Source organism: Stenotrophomonas sp. 1278 (genome assembly GCF_029892765.1).
Classification (GTDB): domain Bacteria; phylum Pseudomonadota; class Gammaproteobacteria; order Xanthomonadales; family Xanthomonadaceae; genus Stenotrophomonas; species Stenotrophomonas indicatrix.
In genome coordinates, this window is record NZ_JARXWD010000008.1 from 1 (window position 1) to 20,637 (window position 20,637).

Here is a 20,637-nt window from a genome sequence, read left to right on the forward strand (position 1 = left end):
CGGTGTCGGATTGCGGGGACGCCGCAAGTACGTCCTTGTAGGCTTGGCAGCCGCATCCATGCGGCTGACACCCCGCAATCCGACACCGCCCCGCCTTCGACAGTTTTCCGGTGACGGATGGGACGCCCGTTGGATCTTTCGGGGTCCGATCCCGTTGCTGCGCAATGGGCTCTGCCCCCATTCGACGGACAGGTTCCAAGTGACGGTCAGTAGATCCACGCCATGCGTGGATGGGGCCTTTCTTCGCTGTTTTTACGATGCCTTGAGGCAGCTGCTCATGAAGGTCTTGCGGGCGTCGCCGGCGAGCTTTTGGGTGGCGGCGTCTGCGTTGCACTTCTTCATGCGCTCCTGCGGCGTGGCAGGGGTTGCCGGTGCGGCTGCGTGCGAGCTCAGGCATGCGCTCTGCGCGGACTTGTAGGCGTCGCCTTTCAGCCCTTTGTTCTTTGCCGAACAGTCGGCCATGCGCTGCTGCTGTGGGGTGGCTGCGTTGGCGGCAATCGGGAGGCCGACCAGCAGGGCGGCGGCGAGCAGCAAAGAGGCTTTCATGGTGGCTCCAGGGCGGGGCGGGTGCGCGGAGCATTCGCCCGTTGCCGCAAAGCCGGCGTGAAGGTGCCTGGAGCAGGTGGAGCACTTCCTTTCGAAAGCGCTCCGACCCGGTCGATCTCAGCCCACGCGGGTACCGAAGATGCGGTCGCCGGCATCACCCAGGCCCGGCAGGATGTAGCCCTTGTCGTTGAGCTGCGCATCGATCGCGGCGGTGTAGATCTCTACGTCCGGGTGCACGGCCTTCACCGCTTCGATGCCCTCCGGCGCGGCAACCAGGAAGATGCCCTTGATCCGGCGTGCGCCGGCGCGCTTGAGCATGTCGATGGTGGCGATCAGGGTGCCGCCGGTGGCCAGCATCGGGTCGAGGATCAGCGCGTCGCGCTCTTCCAGGCGGCCGGTCAGGCGCTCGAAGTAGGGCACCGGCTGCAGGGTTTCCTCATCGCGCTGCAGGCCGACCACGCTGACACGGGCGGCCGGAATCAGCGACAGCACGCCGCTGAGCATGCCCAGGCCGGCGCGCAGGATCGGCACCACGGTGATCTTGGCGCCGGCGATGCGCTGCACGGTGACCGGGCCGGACCAGCCCGGCAGGGTGTGCGGCTCGGTTTCCAGGTCGGCGGTGGCCTCGTAGGCCAGCAGCGTGCCCAGTTCGTTGGCCAGTTCGCGGAAATCCTTGGTGCTGAGCGCGGCGTTGCGCATCAGGCCGATCTTGTGCTGCACCAGCGGGTGGCGCACTTCGACGATCTTCATGGGAGGGTCTGGCAGAAGGGGAGGCCCCCATTTTAAGCGGAATGCGCGGTGGTGCCGAGCCGGGTCCGGCAGGCCAGGCTCCACCGGTGTCATGCCCATGCAATTTGCCGGACATACCGTGCTGACCCAATCTTTACACCGTTGGGGATAGCTGTGCAGAAGAAGAACACGTTGGGCCTGGCAATCAGCCTCTCGCTGCTGGTGACGGCCAGCCCGTCGGTGCTGGCGGCCGAAAACGCCGCCGCTGCCGTGGCAGGGGGTGCCGCCGCAGCGACCGATCTGGACCGCATAGAAGTGCGTGCGCAGCTGGAATCGCAGGTACGCGCCGTCGACCTGAAGCGCAGCAGCGATGCCATCGAAGACGCCGTGTCTTCAGACGCACTGGGCCAGTACCCGGACAAGAACGTGGCCGAGTCGCTGCAGCGCCTGCCGGGCATCAGCGTGACCCGAGACCAGGGTGAAGGCCGTTTCGTGGTGGTGCGTGGCCTGGATGCCAACCTCAACAGCGTCAGCGTCGACGGCATCGCCATCGGCACCCCGGAAGATTCCAGCCGCGCGGCGCCGCTGGATGTGATTCCGTCCGATTCGACCGAGCGCCTGCGCGTGGTCAAGTCGCCCACCCCGGACATGCCGGGCGACGCCATCGGCGGCGCGATCCTGGTTGAATCGGCCTCGGCCTTCGATCGTGACGGCCGCAGCCTGCGTGGCAAGATCGAAGCCAGCCACCAGCAGCTGTCCGGCGAAACCAGCCCGAAGGCGGCCTTCAACTACAGCGAAGTGTTCAACGACACCTTCGGCGTCGCGCTGGGCGTGAACTACCAGAAGCGCACGTTCGAATCGGACAACACCGAAGTGGAGTACGACGGCGAAGACGATGCCGCACCGGGCGACGTCACCGCGATCAACCTGCAGCACCGCAAATACGAAATCGAGCGCAAGCGCATCGGCGCCAACCTCAACCTGGACTGGCGCCCGAACGAGGACAGCAAGTACTACCTGCGTGCGCTGTACAGCCAGTTCGATGATGCCGAAACCCGCCAGCGGGTGATCTTCAACTTCGATGACGCCAAGATGGTGAAGACCGGTACCGACCAGTACCGGTTGGACGGCATGCCGAAGGATTCCATCGACAAGCGCATGCGCTACCGCACCAAGGAAGAGAACACCTTCGCGGCCAGCCTGGGCGGCGAGAACACGCTGACCAACGCCGTGGTCGATTACAAGGTTGGTTTCACCCGCACCGAAGAGCGGGTGAACGATGAAATGGAGGCGCGCTTCAAGCTCAACGGCAAGGCCTTCAACGGTACGCTGGACCAGAGCAGTCGAATGCCCAGCTACAGCTTCGACAATCCGCAGTGGCTGGACAACGCGAACTACGCGTTCGACCGCTTCGTGATTTCACCCAAGCAGGTGAACGACAAGGAGCACAGCGCACAGGTCAACGTCCGCTTCGACGGCGACAGCAGCAGCATCAAGTTCGGCCTGCTGGGGCGCTGGCGCGACCGCGACGTCAACGTCGACGAAAGCGAACTGCGCGTCGGCCCGAAGGTTGCCCTGTCCAGCTGGACCACCGGCTCCCCGGATCACCGCCACGGCACCCTGGGTGACGGCATGGATTCGGACGCGATGCGCGCGTACTGGGCGGCCAACCGTGGCCAGTTCAGTGCCCGTCCGCAGGATGTCGGCGCCAACGCGATGACCTCGCTGGAAGAGGACTACACCGCCAGTGAAGACATCTTCGCCAGCTACGCCATGGGGACCTGGGATGTCGGTGCGCTGCGCATCATCGGTGGCGTGCGTGTGGAGAACACGCGCTTCAGGGCCGAAGGCAACCAGGTCGATGTGGCGGCCAACGGCCGCAGCTACACCGTAACCCCGCGCGTGGCCAACAGCAGCTATACCAACGTACTGCCGGGCCTGCACCTGCGCTATGACGCGGCCGATGACTGGGTGCTGCGCGCCTCGGCCAACAAGACCGTTTCGCGCCCGTCCTTCGGTGATATCTCGCCGCGCGTCGGCTACAGCCGCGGCGACGAGGAAGTGCGGCTGGGCAATCCTGAGCTGGACCCGTACGAGTCGAAGAACATCGACCTGTCGGTGGAGAAGTACCTCGGCAGCACCGGCATCGTTTCGCTCGGTCTGTTCCACAAGTCCATCGACGGCTATATCGTCGAGACGGTGCGCACCAATGATCCGGCCTACGGTGGTTTCGACGTGACCCAGCCGATCAATGGCCGCAAAGCCACCGTGCGTGGTGCGGAGCTGAACTGGCAGCAGCAGCTGGCCTTCCTGCCCGCCGGCCTGGACGGTCTGCTGGTGGGCGCCAGCGGCACCTGGCTGGATACCGGATTCGACGCTGGCATCGAGGATCGCGCCGGTGAGGATTTCACCCTGCCGCGTGCCTCCAAGCACGTTTACAGCGCCCACATCGGCTATGAAAAGTACGGCCTGAGCACCCGTCTGGCGGCGGTGTACCGCAGCGAGTACCTGGACAGCATCGGCAAGGGCCGTGCGTTCGACATCTACGTCGCGCCCAACACCCAGCTCGACTTCTCGCTGGACTACAAGTTCAACGCGAACGTGAGCATGTATTTTGAAGCGCAGAACCTGCTGGACAAGCCGTTGGAGCTCTACCAGGGCACGCGCTCGCGCACCCTGCAGATGGAAGAGTACGGCCGCACCTACGCCGTGGGCCTGAAGGTGGCGCTGTGATGACGCGTTGCATGACCCTGATGGCGGCCTCGCTGGCAGCCGTTCTTGCCGCCGGCTGCACGCCGGCCGCGGACAAGGCGCCGGCAGCGGCTGCAGCGACCGGCGCTGTGGCACCGGTCGAGCGCAACGTGGCGACCATCGCCGAGGCCTTCCTGACCCCGATGACTCCGGCCGACAACATCGATTCGCCCGCGTCGTGGCAGGCGCCGGATGGCAAGACCTGGCTGATCGCCACGGCCAAGGCCACCGACAAGCTGGTGGTCTACGACGGCAGCAACGGCCAGCACCTGCGCGACGTCGGCAGCACCGGCACCGGCCTGGGCCAGTTCGATCGCCCCAACGGCATCGCGGTGATCGATGACCTGCTGTGGATCGTCGAGCGCGACAACCACCGTGTGCAGGTGCTTTCGCTGCCGGACTTCACTCCGTTGGCCACCTTCGGTGCCGACGATCTGCGCAAGCCCTACGGCCTGTGGGTGGACCGCCGTGCCGATGGCTACAGCGTCTACGTCACCGACTCCTGGGACAACGGCGAGGACGCACAGGGCAAGGACATCCTGCCGCCGCTGGCTGAGCTGGACAAGCGCGTGCGCCAGTACCACGTGTCCCGCGATGGCACGAAGGTGCAGGCAACACTGTCGGCCAGCATCGGTGATACCAGCGAAGCCGGCGCGCTGCGTGTGGTCGAATCGATCTGGGGAGATCCGGCCAATGATCGCCTGCTGATCGCCGAAGAGGACGAAAGCTACGCCAGCGAACTCAAGGTCTACACCCTGGCGGGGCGCTTCACCGGCACCACCTTCGGCCGCGACGTGTTCAAGGCGCAGGCCGAAGGCGTGATGCTGCGCACCTGTGGCAAGGACGGCTGGTGGATCACCACCGAGCAGGGCAAGCAGCGCAGCGTGTTCCATCTGTTCGACCGCCATACGCTGAAGCCGGTGGGTGCGTTCCAGGGCAATACCGTGGCCAACACCGATGGCATCTGGATGATGCAGCAGCCGACGCCACGGTTCCCGCACGGTGCCCTGTATGCGGTGCACGATGACCAGGGTGTGGTGGCCTTCGACTGGGAGAGCATCGCCAAGCAGTTGGCCCTGCCGCTGGAGTGTGGCTCGTGAGCGCGCGCTTGGTGCGCCTGCTTGCGATCGGGCTGCTGCTGGCATTGCCATCGATGGCGATGGCTGCGGCCGAGCCCAATACGCAGGTGCCGTCGGGCAGCCGCTACTACGCGGCCACACCGGTGCCGGACCGCATCGTTGCCTCTCCATCGGTCGACCCCAGCCACGGCTTTGCAGTGGCCTGGCGCACCGATGGCAGCGTGCAGTCGCCGCTGCTGGAAATCGCACGGGCCGACGATTCGCCGGCCATCGAGGGCATCGTCCAGGTGCGCGCGAAGACCCAGGTGCTGCAGACCGAGAACGGCCTGTCGCATCATCATCGCGCCGACATCGATGGTTTGCAGCCGGACACCCTGTATGTCTACCGCGTACAGGGCAATGGCAGCTGGAGCGCGTGGAACCAGCTGCGTACGCTTGCCGCTGCCGACCAGCCGCTGACCCTGCTGTATTTCGGCGATACCCAGAACAAGAACGTCAGCCATGTAAGCCGCGTGGTGCGGGCTGCACAGAAGGCCGCGCCGGATGCGCGGATCAGTCTGTTTGCCGGCGACCTGGTCAGCGGTGGCGACAACATGGACGACAGCGAATGGGGCGAATGGTTTGCCGCCACCAGCTGGCTGGCACAGGAGACGCTGGTGGCGCCGGCGATCGGCAACCACGAGTACTTCGAGGAATTCGAGGACACGCCACAGGAGCGCCGTGTGCTGGGCCGCCATTGGCCGGTGACCTTCGCCCTGCCGGGCAACGGTGCCAGCGCGGCGGCGGGTACCAGCTACTGGTTCGACGCACAGGGCGTGCGCGTGGCCGTGGTCGATGGCACCTCGGCGCTGGATCTCGGTACCGCCAAGGCGCAGGCACAGTGGTTGGACAAGGTGCTGTCCGGCAACCGGCAGCCGTGGATGATCGTGCTGCTGCACCAGCCGTTCTATTCGCCGCGCGAGGGCCGCGAGAATGCTGCCCTGCGCAAGGTGCTGCTGCCGGTGGTGCGCCGTCACAAGGTGGATCTGGTACTGCAGGGGCATGACCATACCTACGGCCGTCGCGGCGAAGGGCAGGCGGCAACACCGCAATACGTGGTGACGGTGGCGGGACCGAAACAGTACCGCCTGTCGGACGAAGCACGCAGGACGATGGACCCTGTGGGCGAAGACACCCAGCTGTTCCAGGTGTTGCGCATCGATCCGCAGCGCCTTCGCTACGAGGCCCGCACGGTGACCGGGCGCCTGTACGACGCCTTCGAGCTGAAGCGCGATGACAATGGCGGCAAGCAACGGGTGGAGCAGCAGGAGGGACGGATCACGCCGCGTGACTGCGCGCGTGCCCAGACCGCCAAGGGCCGCACCGACCGGTGCTGGGAGTGAGGAACGACCGATGAGCACGCGCCCGCGCCTCGTTCCGATGGCCGCCATTGCCGTTGCCCTGCTGCTGGTGGTGGGCGCGGTGGCTGCTGCCGATACCGTACTGCACCCGTTCCTGGCCGCTCAGCCGGAGCAGGTGCCGCAGGAAAGAACGACGGACGGGTGATCAGCGAAGCGATGCAGCAGTCCAGAAGTGGATCCATGCCACGCGTGGATTGAACCTTTCCGTGCACCATCCGCGCATGGCGTGGCTCTACTGCATTGCGTCCAGGAACAGCTCTGCTTCATCCGTGCCGCCCATCACTGCGGCGACAGCGCGCAGCGCCGCTTCGCGATGAACCGGACGGATCCCGCCATCATCGTCATCGCTGTACAGATCCTCATCGGCATCGAGGTAAACGCTGCCGGCCGCAGCCAACGCGGCCATCAGGGTCGGCACGTCGGCGGCGAACCCGCCGGCGTCCCAGTGGCCCGCACCATGACGGGCGAACAGTACGCGGCCGTCGTCGATGTCGAGGATGAGGGGATCGGCGCCACGGTCGGCGATCACCAGCCACTGCGCCGGCCAGTCGCTGATCGGTTCGCCATCGTTGCCGTTCCAGCGATAGCCTGCCTGGTAGGCCCACAGGCGCTGCAAGGGCGGTATCCACACCTCAAGGCCTGGAATGGTGATGCCGCAGGGGCCTTTTGCAGGATTGAATACCTCGCCGAACGGGCCGACGTGTGCGTAGAATCCGGCCAGCACGTCCGGCAGCGGGAACGGCCCCTGCCACGCGTCGGCGGATTGCGGTTGCAGGGCGCCGAAGCGGGCAAACGTGGCGCGAAGGTCATCCATGACGTGGGCCGGGCGCAAGCGGAAGAGCGCGCAGCCTAGCAGAGCCGGTCGCACGCATCGCCTTCACCGTCACTGGCTATCATGGCCGCCCAGCAACTGAGAGGCAGTGCACGTGTCGGTAGCGTTGGTATGGTTCCGTCGGGACCTGCGGTTGCAGGACAATCCGGCGCTGCAGGCGGCGCTGGAAGCTGGCCACGATGTGGTGCCGGTGTACATCCACGCGCCGCACGAAGAGGGCGAGTGGGCGCCGGGCGCGGCCTCCAATGCATGGCGCCATCGTTCGCTGGCAGCGCTGGACGCCGACCTGCGTGCACGGGGTTCATCGCTGGTGCTGCGTGCCGGTGACAGCCTGCCGGCCCTGCAGGCGTTGATCGAGCAGACCGGCGCTGAAGCGGTGTACTGGAACCGCAAGTACGAACCGGCGACGCAACCGCGCGATGCCGCCATCAAACGCACGCTGCGCGAGCAGGGCATCGATGCGCAGAGCTGCAACGGCAGCCTGCTGTTCGAGCCCTGGGACATCGCCACCCAGCAGGGGCAGCCCTACAAGGTATTCACTCCGTACTGGCGCAACGTACTCAGCCACTGGCGTTTGCCCGCCTTGCAGGCCGCACCGGAGACGCTGCCGGCGCATACGGTCGACAGCCTCGCGCTGGATACGCTGCAGCTGGCGCCCACGCTTCACTGGGATACCGGGTTCTGGGAACACTGGCAGCCGGGCGAGACCGGTGCGCTCGAGGCGTTGTCCGTGTTCGAGGATGGTGCGCTGCGCGGCTATCGCGAGCAGCGCGACCTGCCGGATCGGGTCGGTACCTCGCGGCTGTCGCCGCACCTGCATTTCGGCGAAATCGCGCCGTGGCGCATCGCCCACGCGCTGGAAGGCCTGCGCAGTGCCGGTACCGATGCCGACATCGATGGCTACCTGCGCCAGCTTGGCTGGCGTGACTTTGCCCATCACCTGCTGCACCACTTCCCGAAGACGCCCACCGACAACCTCAATCCACGCTTCGATCGCTTCCCGTGGGCCAGCCCCAGTGCCGCCCAGCTGCACGACTGGCAGCGCGGCAATACCGGCGTCCCCATCGTCGATGCTGGCCTGCGCGAGCTCTGGCATACCGGCTACATGCACAACCGGGTGCGGATGATCGTTGCCAGCTACCTGTGCAAGCACCTGCGCGCGCATTGGCTGCACGGTGCGCGCTGGTTCTGGGACACGCTGGTGGATGCCGACCTGGCCAACAACACGATGGGCTGGCAGTGGGTGGCCGGCACCGGTGCCGACGCGGCTCCGTATTTCCGCGTGTTCAATCCCGTCACACAGGCCGAGAAGTTCGATCCGCAGGCGCGCTACATCAGCCGCTGGGTGCCTGAGCTGGCGGCGCTGCCGGTGAAAGCGCGGTTCGCTCCATGGCAGCATCCGCACCTGCTGGCCGAACGCGCGCCGGGCTACCCACGCACGCCGCTGGTGGACCTGGCGGCTGGCCGGGATGCCGCTCTGGCCGCCTACCGTCAGTCGGCGGCGGGGTAAAGCGCTGGCTGAGCGGTCCAGACAGCTAGCTGAACACGTCCCTGTCGACCGGTGTGATCATCATCCCGACATCGCGTCCGGCTGTTTATCCTCGTTGCCGCCCGCAAGCCGCCGGCCCGACCGGAAACCAAGGAGAACACCATGATCCGCAACACCACCCGCAACGTCGCACTGGCCCTGATGAGTGCGGCCGTCCTGTCGGCCTGCGCCACCGGCGGCTCCTATGTGCAGAGTGATCCGTACGGCAACCCGACCGAGCAGCAGAACCGCACCGGCCGCAATGCCCTGATCGGTACCGCCATCGGCGTGGCCGCGGGCCTGCTGTCCGGCGACAGCGCGACCGAGCGTCGCCAGCATGCGCTGATCGGCGCGGGCATCGGTGCACTGAGTGGCGCCGCGGTGGGTCAGTACCAGGATCGCCAGGAGCGCGCGCTGCGCGAGCGCACCGCCAACACCGGCATCGACGTCGAGCGCCAGGGCGACAACATCATGCTGAACCTGCCGGACGGCATCACCTTCGACTTCGGCAAGTCGGCACTGAAGCCGCAGTTCTACGGCTCGCTCAATGGCGTTGCCGGCACCCTGCGCGACTACAACCAGACAATGATCGAAGTGGTCGGCCACACCGACAGCATCGGCAGCGACGCGGTCAACAACCGCCTGTCCAAGGAGCGTGCTGATTCGGTGGCGCAGTACCTGATCGGCCAGGGCGTGCAGAGCGTGCGCATCGAGACCCTGGGCGCTGGCAAGGCCTACCCGATCGCTGACAACAGCACCGATGCCGGCCGTGCCAAGAACCGCCGCGTCGAGATCCGCGTGATTCCTCTCAAGCAATAACGCGCAGCGTTATCGCTGTTCCGGCGCAGCCGGAACGAAAATGCCGCCCTAGCAGGCGGCATTTTCTGTAGGTGCCGAGTGTGCTCGGCACGCCGATAGCCCATGTGGAGAGCCGTGCCGACCAAGGTCGGCATCTACCGGAGGCGATCCAGGAGCAGGGTACAGGCGGCATCGCTGCAGCTTACGCCGCCGAAGCAGCCACCTTCTCCAGGATGCGCTTGCCGCTGCTCGCCAGCGCCGCTTCTTCCTGTTCCTGCTGCTGCCGCGCCAGCTTCGCACCGGGGCACTGCGCCAGCATGTAGTTGGCGTCGAAGTTGAGCTTCTCCACCAGGAAATCGACGAACGCGCGTACCTTCGGCGAGACCAGCCGGCCACCGGCGAACACCGCGTTGAAATCCACTTCCGGACCGGTCCAGCCGGCCAGAACGCGGCGCACCATGCCCGACTCGACGAACGGCTTGGCCATCACGTCGCCGGTCAGCAGCAGACCTTCGCCACACACCAGCGCGCCATTCAGCGCAGACATGTCGTTGGCCGTCATCAGCGGCGTCACCGGGAAGTCGCGCAGCTCGCCACCGTTCTCGCCCAGCTGCCAGGTGAAGCGTGGCGAATTGCCGGTGTGGTACGGCTTGCGCATGGCCAGGATGCGGTGGAACTGCAGCTCTTCCGGATGCAGCGGTTCGCCGTAGCGCTCGATGTAGGCCGGGCTGGCGAACACCTGCGTGCGCAGGCTGCCGAGCTTGCGCGCCACCAGGTTGGAATCGGGCAGGGCACCCACGCGCAGGGCAAGATCGGCCTCACCGGCGATCAGGTCCAGCTTCTCGTTGCCCATGTGCATGTCCAGGCGGATTTCCGGGTACTGCGCATGGAACTGGCCCAGCAGCGGCGCGATCCAGGTGATGCCGATCGAATAGGGCACGGTGAAGCGCAACCATCCGCGTGGACCAGACTGCAGCTGGCTGACCGCGCTTTCGGCTTCTTCAAGTTCGCGCGCGATGCGCTGGCAATGCTCGTGATAGATCGAGCCGGCTTCGGTGAGGCCGAGGCGGCGCGTGGTCCGGTGCAGCAGGCGCGCACCGAGACGCGTTTCCAGTTCCTGCACTTTGCGGCTGACCGTGGTCTTGGGCAGGCCGAGCGATTTGGCAGCCGCGATGAAGCTGCCTTGCTCGACCACTTTGACGAAGATCAGCGTCTCGTTGAGATCGTGGGACATGGTCAGGGATCCTGGACGTCGGGGATGGGGCAATCGTGACAGAACGATTGGACCGGGGACGGGATGATTATTCCCCTTAATCAGGACTAATCAAGTAGGGGTTTGAGGTCTATCGTGGCGCCATTCGCTAATTGGAGCCCGTCCGCCATGAGCCTGCGCAACATTCTTGCCCGCTTCCGGATTGCCGGCCAGAACGCCCTGGACCTGGCAATGACCGTTGAATCCCGTCCCAGCTCCTTGGTTAACAAGGATTTTCGGGAGTTTACCGCACCCATGCGTCAGCAGCGTGGCGGTGCCTTGCACCTTGCTTCACACAAGGGTGACCGACTGCGCCGAATCGGGACTATCCCGGATTTGGGAGGAAATGTCCCGTGAATGGGATTCTGACGCCCGAGGTCCTGGTTCTCGGCGGCACCGGTGCCGTGGGCCAGGGTGTGGTCGGCGCATTGCTGGAGGCCGGCAGCCCCGTGCTGGTGGTCGGCCGCGATCCCGGCCGCCTGGCGGCGTTGCACGAGCAGTTCGCCGATGAGCCGGGCCTGCAGACGATGCTGGGCTCGCTCAGCGACGACAGTTCGGCACGTGCGCTGGCCGAACGCGTGGCGCAGCGGCCGCGCCCGCTGGCAGCGGTGGTTGCCGCGATGGGCGGCCCGTACAACCGTGGCCGCGTGGTCGAGCGTGGCGGTGACGCCCTGTCGGCGGCATTGCAGGCGGACCTGATGCCGCATGTGCACGCAGTGCACCACCTGCTGCCGCTGCTGCAGGACAACGTGCACGCCCGCCGCTACGTGATGATCGGCAGCCCGGCCGGGCTCAAGCCCTGGGCAGGCTATGGCGAGACCTCGATCACCACCGCCGCGCTGCGCATGTACGCGCAGGTGGTGCACCAGGAAGCGCAGGCCGTGGGCGTACGCGCGCAGATGCTGGAAGTGTGCAGTCCGGTCTGCACGCCGGCCAACGCTGCCAACGCCTGTATTGAATGGCCGAGTTCACTGCTGGTCGGTCGCCGCGTGGTGTCCCTGCTCGACGGGTGCCGCGACAACCGCGCAATCGTCCGTTGCGACAGCAGTGATGCCGAACTGCCACGCGGCCTGCTGCACCTGGAAATACCGCCGCTGTGGCGCGACACCGCAGGCGTTGCTTGACCTCGACTTTGGTTGAGGTCGCAGGATACGCCGCCGAAAGTTGATAGCAATTCTCAAATAGCTGTACCACCCCTCCGTACGGATGCATGCCATGACTTCCCCCAATACCACTCCACATCGTTTCGGTCATCGCATCGCGATGGCTGGCGTGTCGATCCTCGCTGCCGCCGTCCTGGCGGCCTGCAGCGGTGGCCATGCCGAAGAAGCCGGCGCGCCGCCCCCGCCGCAGGTCTCAGCTGCCCCCGTGCTGCTCAAGCAGGTCAGCCAGTGGGACGAGTTCAGCGGTCGCGTCGAGGCCGTGCAGAGCGTCGAGCTGCGCCCGCGCGTGTCCGGCTACATTGACAAGGTCAACTACGTTGAAGGCGAAGAAGTGAAGAAGGGCGCCGTCCTGTTCACCATCGATGCCCGCAGCTACCAGGCCGAGTACGACCGCGCCAACGCCGAACTGGCCCGTGCGCGTACCCAGGCGGTGCTGGCCCGCAGCGAATCCGAGCGTGCCAAGCGCCTGGCCGAACAGCAGGCGATTTCCACCGAGACCGCCGAACAGCGTCGTGCGGCCGCCGACCAGTCCGGTGCGGCGGTGCAGGCTGCGCAGGCCGCGGTGGATGCCGCCCGCCTCAACCTGGAGTTCACCAAGGTGCGTGCGCCGATCGACGGCCGGGCCGGCCGGGCGATGGTCACCGCCGGCAACCTGGTCACCGCCGGTGACAGCGCCAGCGTGCTGACCACGCTGGTCTCGCTGGATACGGTGTTCGTGTACTTCGATGCCGACGAAAGCACCTTCCTGCGCTACGCGCAGATGGCACGCAAGGGCGAGCGCCCGAGCGAGCGCGACAGCGAGCTGCCGGTGAAGATCGGCCTGTCCGGTGAAGAAGGCTACCCGCACTCGGGCAAGGTCGACTTCCTCGACAACCAGGTGACCCGCAGCACCGGCACCATCCGCGTCCGCGCACTGCTGGACAACGCCGATCGCCAGTTCACCCCGGGCCTGTTCGCCCGCGTGCAGCTGCTCGGCAGCGGCCAGTTCCAGGCCATGCTGATCGACGACAAGGCCGTGCTGACCGACCAGGACCGCAAGTACGTGTACGTGGTCGACAAGGATGGCAAGGCCCAGCGCCGTGACATCCGCCTCGGCCGCACCGCCGAAGGCCTGCGCATCGTCGAGCAGGGCCTGGCCGCCGGTGACAAGGTGATCATCGATGGCGTGCAGAAGGTCTTCATGCCCGGTATGCCGGTGCAGGCGAAGGCGGTGGCGATGCAGCCCACCGCTGCGCCGGCGCCGGGTCGCGATGCAACTGCCGCACTGAACCACTGATCCGCGTCCCCGCTTAGCTGCCGGTGCCAGCGGCAGCCGTCACTGCCTTCGCCAGATTGGCGAGGGGCAGGGCGGCTGTTGCCCGCCGACGGCCTTTTCCAGGAATTCTTCCATGGACTTTTCCCGTTTCTTCATCGACAGGCCGATCTTCGCGGCGGTGCTGTCGATCGTGATCTTCGCCGCAGGCCTGATCTCGATTCCGATGCTGCCCATCGGTGAGTACCCCGAAGTGGTGCCGCCGTCGGTGGTCGTACGCACGGTCTACCCGGGCGCCAACCCGAAGGTGATCGCCGAAACCGTGGCCACCCCGCTGGAGGAGGCCATCAACGGCGTTGAGGGCATGATCTACCTCAAGTCGGTGGCCGGTTCCGACGGCGTGCTGCAGATGACCATCACCTTCCGCCCGGGCACCGACCCGGACGAAGCGGCGGTGAAGGTACAGAACCGTGTTGCCCAGGCCCAGGCGCGACTGCCCGAGGACGTGCGCCGGCAAGGCGTGACCACCCAGAAGCAGTCACCCACCTTCCTGATGGTGGTGCACCTGACCTCGCCCAACGGCAAGTACGACACCCTGTACCTGCGCAACTACGCCCGCCTGCACGTCAAGGATGCGCTGGCACGTATCCAGGGCGTCGGCGACGCACAGATCTTCGGCGGTGGTGACTATGCCATGCGCGCCTGGCTGGACCCGGACAAGGTTGCCGCGCGCGGCCTGACCGCCAGCGATGTGGTGCGCGCCATGCGCGAGCAGAACGTGCAGGTCTCGGCCGGCCAGCTCGGCGCCGAGCCGATGCCCAACAGCCAGTTCCTGACCCTGATCAATGCCCAGGGCCGCCTGCGCAGCGAGCAGGAGTTCGGCGACATCGTGCTCAAGAGCGGCACCGACGGTGAAGTGGTGCGGCTGGCGGACGTGGCCCGGGTCGAACTGGGTGCCGGTGACTACACGCTGCGCTCCCAGCTGGACGGCAAGAACGCGGTGGGTATCGGTATCTTCCAGGCCCCCGGCGCCAATGCGCTGGAGATCCGCGATGCGGTGATGGCCAGCATGGACGAGATGCAGAAGACCATGCCGGCCGACGTGAAGTACGAAGCGGTGTATGACACCACCATCTTCGTGCGCGACTCGATCAAGGCCGTGGTCTCCACCCTGCTGGAAGCCATCGCGCTGGTGGTGCTGGTGGTGATCCTGTTCCTGCAGACCTGGCGTGCGTCGATCATCCCGCTCATCGCGGTGCCGGTGTCGATCGTCGGTACGTTCGGCGCGCTGTACCTGCTGGGCTTCTCGATCAACACGCTGAGCCTGTTCGGCCTGGTGCTGGCGATCGGCATCGTGGTCGATGACGCGATCGTGGTGGTGGAAAACGTTGAGCGCAACATCGAAGAAGGCCTGACCCCGCTGGCCGCTGCGCATCAGGCGATGCGCGAAGTGTCCGGGCCGATCATCGCCATCGCGCTGGTGCTGTGTGCGGTGTTCGTGCCGATGGCGTTCCTGTCGGGCGTCACCGGTCAGTTCTACAAGCAGTTCGCGGTCACCATCGCCATCTCCACGGTGATCTCGGCGATCAACTCGCTGACCCTGTCGCCGGCCCTGGCGGCCCGCCTGCTCAAGCCGCATGGCGCGCCGAAGGATGCCCCGACCCGCATCATCGACCGTCTGTTCGGCTGGGTGTTCCGTCCGTTCAACCGCTTCTTCAAGTCCAGCTCGGAAAAGTACGAGCGTGGCGTGTCGAAGATCCTCGGTCGCCGTGGTGCGGTGTTCGTGGTGTATGCGGTGCTGCTGGTGGGTACCGGCTTCATCTTCAAGCTGGTGCCGCCGGGCTTCATTCCGACCCAGGACAAGCTGTACCTGATCGCCGGCGTGAAGCTGCCGGAGGGTTCGTCGATCGCGCGTACCGATGAAATGCTGCGCAAGGTCGCCAAGATCGCCCAGGAAACCGACGGTGTGGCTCACACCATTTCGTTCCCGGGCCTGAATGCCCTGCAGTTCACCAACACGCCCAACACCGGTGTTGCGTTCATTCCGCTCAAGCCGTTCAGCGAGCGCCATGGCCGCACCGCGGCGCAGATCAATGCGGAGATCAACCAGAAGATCGCAGGCCTGCAGGAAGGGTTCGCCTTCGCCATGATGCCGCCGCCGATCCTCGGCCTCGGTAACGGCAACGGCTACCAGATGTTCATCCAGGACCGTGGCAACCTCGGCTATGGCGCGTTGCAGAACGCGGTGCAGTCGATGCAGGGTGCGGTTGCGCAGACCCCGGGCATGGCCTTCCCGATCACCAGCTACCAGGCCAACGTGCCGCAGCTGGATGCCGAGGTGGACCGTGTCAAGGCGAAGGCCCAGGGCGTACAGCTGACCGAGTTGTTCGACACGCTGCAGACCTACCTGGGTTCGGCCTACGTCAACGACTTCAACCAGTTCGGACGTACCTGGCAGGTGATCGCACAGGCCGATGGCCAGTTCCGTGACAGCGTCGAGGACATCGGCAAGCTGCGGACCCGCAACGACCGTGGCGAGATGGTGCCGATCGGCTCGATGGTCACCGTCAAGGAAACCTACGGTCCGGACCCGGTGCTGCGCTTCAACGGCTACCCGGCCGCTGACCTGGCCGGTGAAGCCGACCCGCGTGTGCTGTCCTCGGCCGAAGCGATGAACAACCTCACCGCCATCGCCGCCAAGGTGCTGCCGGTGGGCATGGCTACCGAATGGACCGACCTGAGCTACCAGCAGGCGACCCAGGGCAAGGCGGCCTTCATCGTGTTCCCGGTGGCGATCATGCTGGCCTTCCTGGTGCTGGCCGCGCTGTACGAAAGCTGGTCGCTGCCGCTGGCGGTGATCCTGATCGTGCCGATGACCCTGCTGTCCGCGCTGTTCGGCGTGTGGATGACCGGCGGCGACAACAACGTGTTCGTGCAGGTCGGCCTGGTGGTGCTGATGGGCCTGGCGTGCAAGAACGCGATCCTGATCGTCGAGTTCGCCAGAGAGCTGGAAATGGGCGGCAAGGGCATCGTCGAAGCGGCACTGGAAGCCTGCCGCCTGCGTCTGCGCCCGATCGTGATGACCTCCATCGCCTTCATCGCCGGCACCGTGCCGCTGGTGCTGTCGCATGGCGCTGGCGCCGAAGTGCGCTCGGTGACCGGCATCACGGTGTTCGCCGGCATGCTGGGCGTGACCCTGTTCGGCCTGTTCCTGACCCCGGTGTTCTACGTGGCACTGCGCAAGTTCGTCACCCGCAACGGTGGTGGCCAGCTGGTGCAGCACGGCGAGCCGACCATCCACCACTGACATGGAAAACAGCGGCGCCGGCAATCACCGGCGCCCGCTTCCCCCTACCAAGGCAACGAATCCATGAACACCCATCAGAACAAGATCGCGCTGGTCACCGGCGCAACCCGCGGCATCGGCCTGGAAACCGTGCGCCAGTTGGCACAGGCCGGCGTGCACACGCTGCTGGCCGGGCGCAAGCGCGAAACCGCAGTGGATCTGGCATTGAAGCTGCAGGCCGAGGGCCTGCCGGTGGAAGCGCTGCAGCTGGACGTCAATGATGGCGCCAGCATCGCCGAGGCGGTCGAGCAGGTGCGTCAGCGCCATGGTCGTCTGGACATCCTCGTCAACAACGCCGGCATCATGATCGAGAACCCAGCGCAACTGCCGTCGGAGCAGTCGCTGGACACCTGGCGTCGCACGTTCGAGACCAACGTGTATGCGCTGGTGGCGGTGACCCAGGCGTTCCTGCCGCTGATCAAGCAGGCCAAGTCCGGCCGCATCGTCAACGTCTCCAGCATGCTCGGCTCGCAGACCCTGCATGCCGATCCGACCTCGGGCATCTACGACTTCAAGATCCCGGCCTACAACGCGTCCAAGGCCGCGGTGAACAGCTGGACCCTGGCCCTGGCCCATGAACTGCGCAGTACCCCGATCAAGGTCAACACCGTGCACCCCGGTTACGTGAAAACCGATATGAACGGTGGCAACGGCGAGATCGAAATCGCCGAGGGCGCGCGTTCCAGCGTGCAGATGGCGCTGATCGGCGAGTCCGGCGCCAGCGGCAGCTTCACCTACCTGGGCGAGGTGCTGCCATGGTGATCCGCACCCTGGCGATGGCCGTCTCCAGCCTGGTGCTGGCGGGCTGTGTCAGCGTCGGCCCCAACTACAAGGCACCGGTGCAGGAGCCCGTCGTCCTGCAGGGTGCACAGCAGCCGGTCTTCAGCACCACTTCGCCGGTGGCCAGCTGGTGGGCGCAGTTCGATGACCCGGTGCTTGAAGAACTGGTGCACGGCGCGCTGTCGGACAACCTGGACCTGCGCGTGGCTGTCGCCCGTGTCAGCCAGGCCCGTGCCGTGTTTGTCGAGAGCCGCTTCGACCAGGCGCCACACGTTACCGCTGGCGGCAGCTACGACCGCCGCAAGCAACCCGATCCGCAGCTGGGTGGGCAGCGGGTGTTCAGTGAAAGCTACCAGCTCGGCTTCGATGCGGGCTGGGAGCTGGATCTGTTCGGCCGCAAGCGCCGAGCTGCAGAGGCTGCGCGTGCCGACCTGGACGCCGAGCAGGCCAACCTTGCCGACGCGCAGGTGCTGATCGCTGCCGAAGTGGCACGCAACTACTTCGAACTGCGTGGCACCCAGAAGCGCATCGCGGTGGCCCAGCGCACCCTGGTCAACCTGCGCGATACGCAGCGGCTGACCGAGGCGCGCTGGGAACTGGGTGCCGGCAGCGAGCTGGACGTGCAGAGCAGCCGGGCACGGTTGAAAGCCATCGAGGCCGACATCCCCCTGTTGGAAGTGGCCGAGACGCAGTCGCGCAACCGGTTGGCTGTCCTGCTTGGCCAGCGCCCGGAAGTGCTGACCGCCATGCTGGCGCCGCACGAAGTGCCGGCGTTTGCCAAGGCACTGCCGCTGGGTGATACCCGCGAACTGCTGCGCCAGCGTGCCGACGTGCGCGTGGCCGAGCGTCGCCTGGCTGCCGCCACCGCGCGTGTCGGCGTGGCCACGGCCGATCTGTTCCCGCGGTTGTCGCTGTCCGGCTTCGTCGGCTTCCTTGGCGGCGATGCCAGTGGCCTGGTCAACGGCAACAACAAGGCCTGGTCGCTGACCCCGTCGTTGAGCTGGGCGGCATTCGACTTCGGTACGGTCAAGGCACGCCTGCGTGCCAGCAAGGCCGAGGCCGAGGGCGTGGCCGCGCAGTACGAACAGGCGGTGCTGCTGGCGCTGGAGGACACTGAAAACGCGTTGACCCGCTACTCCAAGCAGCAGGCACGGTTGGCCATCGTGGTCGAGCAGGCGCAGGCGGCGCGGCGTGCCGAATCGCTGGCGCAGATCCGCTACCGCGAAGGGTCGGAGGACTTCCTGACCCTGCTGGACGCGCAGCGCACGCAGCTGGTGGCCGATGATGCACTGGCGGCCGCCGAATCAGAGGTCAATGTCAGTGTGGTGGGTGTGTACAAGGCACTCGGTGGCTGGGGCCAGTCACCGCAGGCGCCGAGCGTGGCGCAGGCGCGCTGATCGACAGGGGACGGAAGCATCTGCTTCCGTCCCTTTTTTCATCATGGCCAGTGGTTGGCCGGAGCATCGTGATCACGCATGCGCACGATGCAGAATCGATGACCGGTGGGCGCTTCCATCACCCACCAGCGTTTGACGAAACCGACCCGGCGGGCACCGAGTTTTTCCAGCCTTTCGGCTTCGGCGTCGATGTCGTCGCTTTCGATATCCAGATGCACCCGCGACGGGTGATCGACCCGCTGCACCTCCACGTTCAATCCCGCCGGCGCGCCTGTCAGATCGGCATACTCTGCGTCGCCTTCAGCACGGGCGGGCTCGGCCTGCAGGCCCAGCGCTGCGGCCCAGAAGCGCGCGCTGTCTGCGGCGGGCGTGTCCTGGCAATCGATGATGAACCCGGCCAGTCGGCTGCGATGGGTCATGCGTTGTCTCCGCTCAACGAGGATGCTGGCAGGGTAGCGCGTGGGCCGCCGTGGACGTTCTCGCCGCTGTGACGTTTCTGACTCTGCCGGAAGTGCCGCCCGCCGTGTAACTAGTGGGGAAAAACCACGGGAGCACAGGACATGGGCGAACAGAAGCAATCGGCGCAACGGACGCTGCTCGGTGATCCCGGCCTGCCGGGGGCCGGGCTGTCGGTCGGCGTGGTGGTGTTGCTGGTACTGGCAGCGATGGCCGCGGTGATCGGCTTCGTGCGCCTGCCCGATTCAATGCTGGGTGTTGGCCTTGTCGGCATTGCGGTGTTCCTTGCCGTCGGCGCACGCATCTGCCAGGCGCGCGACCAGCACCAGGCGCTGTACCGCCTGCTGGGCAAGCGACCGTCGCCGTAGCGACGGTCGCCGCATTGCTCAGGGCTTCGGCCACTCCAGCTCAACCACCAGCGGGAAGTGGTCGGAGGGCAGTACGCCGTCGATGCGGCGGTCATCGGTCAGGAAGCTGCGCGCGTGGAAGCCACGTACCAGCACCCAGTCCAGCTCGGCGGTCGCCGTTCCTGTGAAGTTGTGGAAGGTCAGGCGCGGACCTTGCGGCGACTTGACCTGGCGACGGGTGTCCTGAAGCACCCGGGTGAAGGCCTGGTAGGTGCCGCCGCCGGGCTCGCTGTTGAAATCACCGGTCAGTACCACCGGCAGGTCGGAAGGCAGCGCGGCCACGCGCGTGGCAATCAGTTCGGCTCCCTTGATCCGGCGCGGCTCGTCCTCGTCGCGGTAGGGCAGGTGGGTGTTCATGAAGTAGAAGCGGCGGCCATCATCCAGGCGGCGGAACACGGCCCAGGTGACCATGCGCGGGAACAGGTTGCCCCAGCTGATGCTGCCTGCGACCTCGGGCGTATCGGACAGCCAGAAGTTGCCTGACTCTTCCACCGCCAGCACCTTGCTGTCGTAGAACACGCCCATGTGTTCGTCGCCACTGCCACCGCGGCGGCCTTCGCCGAACCAGCGATAGTCGGGCAGGTGTTCGGCCAGGTAATTGGCCTGCTCCAGCACCAGCTCCTGGGTGCCGATCACCGCCGGATGCGCCTGCAGGATCACCTTGACCATGGCATCGCGGCGGTCTTCCCAGCGCTTGCCAGGGTCGGTGTCGGCAGGGGTGCGCACGTTGAAGGACATCACCTTCAACGGCGCGGGCGATGCTGCCCAGGTGGCGGCGGGCAGTGCAAAAGCCAGGAGTGCGCAGAGCGCGGACGTGCGGAAGCGATACAACATCGTGGAATCCCTCCATTCCATGAAAGCGGTTTCATGGAGGATGCCATGGAAGGCAAGGGCAGCGGTATGCCGGGATGGGCGGCTGCA

General features: G+C 66.2%; 18 protein-coding genes and 1 pseudogene. 13 read left to right on the forward strand and 6 right to left on the reverse strand.

Annotated elements, in window-relative coordinates:
- Positions 1-252 precede the first annotated feature (252 nt).
- Both M2299_RS09610 and upp read right to left on the reverse strand, forming a co-directional pair.
- Entirely contained in the window at positions 253-546 is a 294-nt protein-coding gene (locus M2299_RS09610) for a PsiF family protein (protein ID WP_025878831.1), read from the reverse strand.
- Between the two features lie 117 nt (positions 547-663).
- Positions 664-1,296: a uracil phosphoribosyltransferase gene (gene upp / locus M2299_RS09615; protein ID WP_025878832.1), complete on the reverse strand. Its 633-nt coding sequence runs from the start codon at positions 1,294-1,296 to the stop codon at positions 664-666.
- 153 nt (positions 1,297-1,449) lie between these two features.
- Here upp and M2299_RS09620 point away from each other — a divergent pair, with 153 nt between their 5' ends.
- From M2299_RS09620 to M2299_RS09635, 4 genes and pseudogenes are all read left to right on the forward strand, one after another.
- A complete protein-coding gene (locus tag M2299_RS09620) occupies positions 1,450-4,008 on the forward strand; it encodes a TonB-dependent receptor (protein ID WP_099842283.1) in 2,559 nt (852 codons plus the stop codon).
- On the forward strand, positions 4,008-5,126 hold the full coding sequence (locus M2299_RS09625) for a phytase (RefSeq protein ID WP_280884259.1): 1,119 nt from the start codon (positions 4,008-4,010) through the stop codon (positions 5,124-5,126). Before M2299_RS09620 ends, M2299_RS09625 begins: the two co-directional genes overlap by 1 nt.
- Before the next feature lie 53 nt (positions 5,127-5,179).
- The gene (locus tag M2299_RS09630) at positions 5,180-6,487 is read left to right on the forward strand and encodes a metallophosphoesterase family protein (protein WP_100436598.1); all 1,308 of its coding nucleotides are present in this window, start codon (positions 5,180-5,182) and stop codon (positions 6,485-6,487) included.
- 10 nt (positions 6,488-6,497) lie between these two features.
- Positions 6,498-6,632: pseudogene (locus M2299_RS09635) on the forward strand (inorganic diphosphatase); the annotation flags it as partial.
- A 105-nt stretch (positions 6,633-6,737) separates the two neighbouring features.
- On the opposite strand, the gene M2299_RS09640 reads toward M2299_RS09635, so the two are convergent.
- Positions 6,738-7,319: a hypothetical protein gene (locus M2299_RS09640; protein WP_080149124.1), complete on the reverse strand. Its 582-nt coding sequence runs from the start codon at positions 7,317-7,319 to the stop codon at positions 6,738-6,740.
- Between the two features lie 112 nt (positions 7,320-7,431).
- On the opposite strand from M2299_RS09640, the gene M2299_RS09645 reads away from it, so the two are divergent.
- Positions 7,432-8,847, forward strand: a complete 1,416-nt coding sequence (locus tag M2299_RS09645; protein ID WP_280884260.1) for a deoxyribodipyrimidine photo-lyase — start codon at positions 7,432-7,434, stop codon at positions 8,845-8,847.
- Positions 8,848-8,988: 141 nt separating this feature from the next.
- Positions 8,989-9,684 (forward strand): OmpA family protein, encoded by a 696-nt coding sequence (locus M2299_RS09650; RefSeq protein ID WP_025878838.1) that lies wholly within the window; start codon positions 8,989-8,991, stop codon positions 9,682-9,684.
- A 181-nt stretch (positions 9,685-9,865) separates the two neighbouring features.
- On the opposite strand, the gene M2299_RS09655 is transcribed toward M2299_RS09650, so the two are convergent.
- Complete coding sequence (locus tag M2299_RS09655; RefSeq protein ID WP_025878839.1) at positions 9,866-10,897, reverse strand: LysR family transcriptional regulator; 1,032 nt, start codon at positions 10,895-10,897, stop codon at positions 9,866-9,868.
- A gap of 147 nt (positions 10,898-11,044) precedes the next feature.
- Between M2299_RS09655 and M2299_RS09660 the strand changes: the two genes are divergently transcribed.
- The 6 genes from M2299_RS09660 to M2299_RS09685 all read left to right on the forward strand — a co-directional run bounded on the left by M2299_RS09660 (position 11,045) and on the right by M2299_RS09685 (position 18,853).
- Positions 11,045-11,272, forward strand: a complete 228-nt coding sequence (locus M2299_RS09660) for a hypothetical protein (protein ID WP_025878840.1) — start codon at positions 11,045-11,047, stop codon at positions 11,270-11,272.
- Complete coding sequence (locus M2299_RS09665) at positions 11,269-12,039, forward strand: SDR family NAD(P)-dependent oxidoreductase (RefSeq protein WP_025878841.1); 771 nt, start codon at positions 11,269-11,271, stop codon at positions 12,037-12,039. The genes M2299_RS09660 and M2299_RS09665 overlap by 4 nt, the downstream gene beginning before the upstream one ends.
- A gap of 91 nt (positions 12,040-12,130) precedes the next feature.
- The gene (locus M2299_RS09670; protein ID WP_025878842.1) at positions 12,131-13,354 is read left to right on the forward strand and encodes an efflux RND transporter periplasmic adaptor subunit; all 1,224 of its coding nucleotides are present in this window, start codon (positions 12,131-12,133) and stop codon (positions 13,352-13,354) included.
- A gap of 112 nt (positions 13,355-13,466) precedes the next feature.
- Positions 13,467-16,637: a multidrug efflux RND transporter permease subunit gene (locus tag M2299_RS09675; protein ID WP_025878843.1), complete on the forward strand. Its 3,171-nt coding sequence runs from the start codon at positions 13,467-13,469 to the stop codon at positions 16,635-16,637.
- Positions 16,638-16,700: 63 nt separating this feature from the next.
- Positions 16,701-17,438: an SDR family oxidoreductase gene (locus M2299_RS09680; protein ID WP_100436105.1), complete on the forward strand. Its 738-nt coding sequence runs from the start codon at positions 16,701-16,703 to the stop codon at positions 17,436-17,438.
- A complete protein-coding gene (locus M2299_RS09685) occupies positions 17,432-18,853 on the forward strand; it encodes an efflux transporter outer membrane subunit (RefSeq protein ID WP_025878845.1) in 1,422 nt (473 codons plus the stop codon). Before M2299_RS09680 ends, M2299_RS09685 begins: the two co-directional genes overlap by 7 nt.
- Positions 18,854-18,894: 41 nt before the next feature.
- Here M2299_RS09685 and M2299_RS09690 read toward each other — a convergent pair whose 3' ends face one another.
- Positions 18,895-19,272, reverse strand: coding sequence for a VOC family protein (locus tag M2299_RS09690; protein ID WP_033830848.1), 378 nt, complete (start codon positions 19,270-19,272; stop codon positions 18,895-18,897).
- A gap of 141 nt (positions 19,273-19,413) precedes the next feature.
- Here M2299_RS09690 and M2299_RS09695 point away from each other — a divergent pair, with 141 nt between their 5' ends.
- Entirely contained in the window at positions 19,414-19,677 is a 264-nt protein-coding gene (locus tag M2299_RS09695; RefSeq protein WP_025878847.1) for a hypothetical protein, read from the forward strand.
- 18 nt (positions 19,678-19,695) lie between these two features.
- Here M2299_RS09695 and M2299_RS09700 read toward each other — a convergent pair whose 3' ends face one another.
- On the reverse strand, positions 19,696-20,550 hold the full coding sequence (locus M2299_RS09700; RefSeq protein ID WP_280884261.1) for an endonuclease/exonuclease/phosphatase family protein: 855 nt from the start codon (positions 20,548-20,550) through the stop codon (positions 19,696-19,698).
- Between the last annotated feature and the right edge of the window lie 87 nt (positions 20,551-20,637).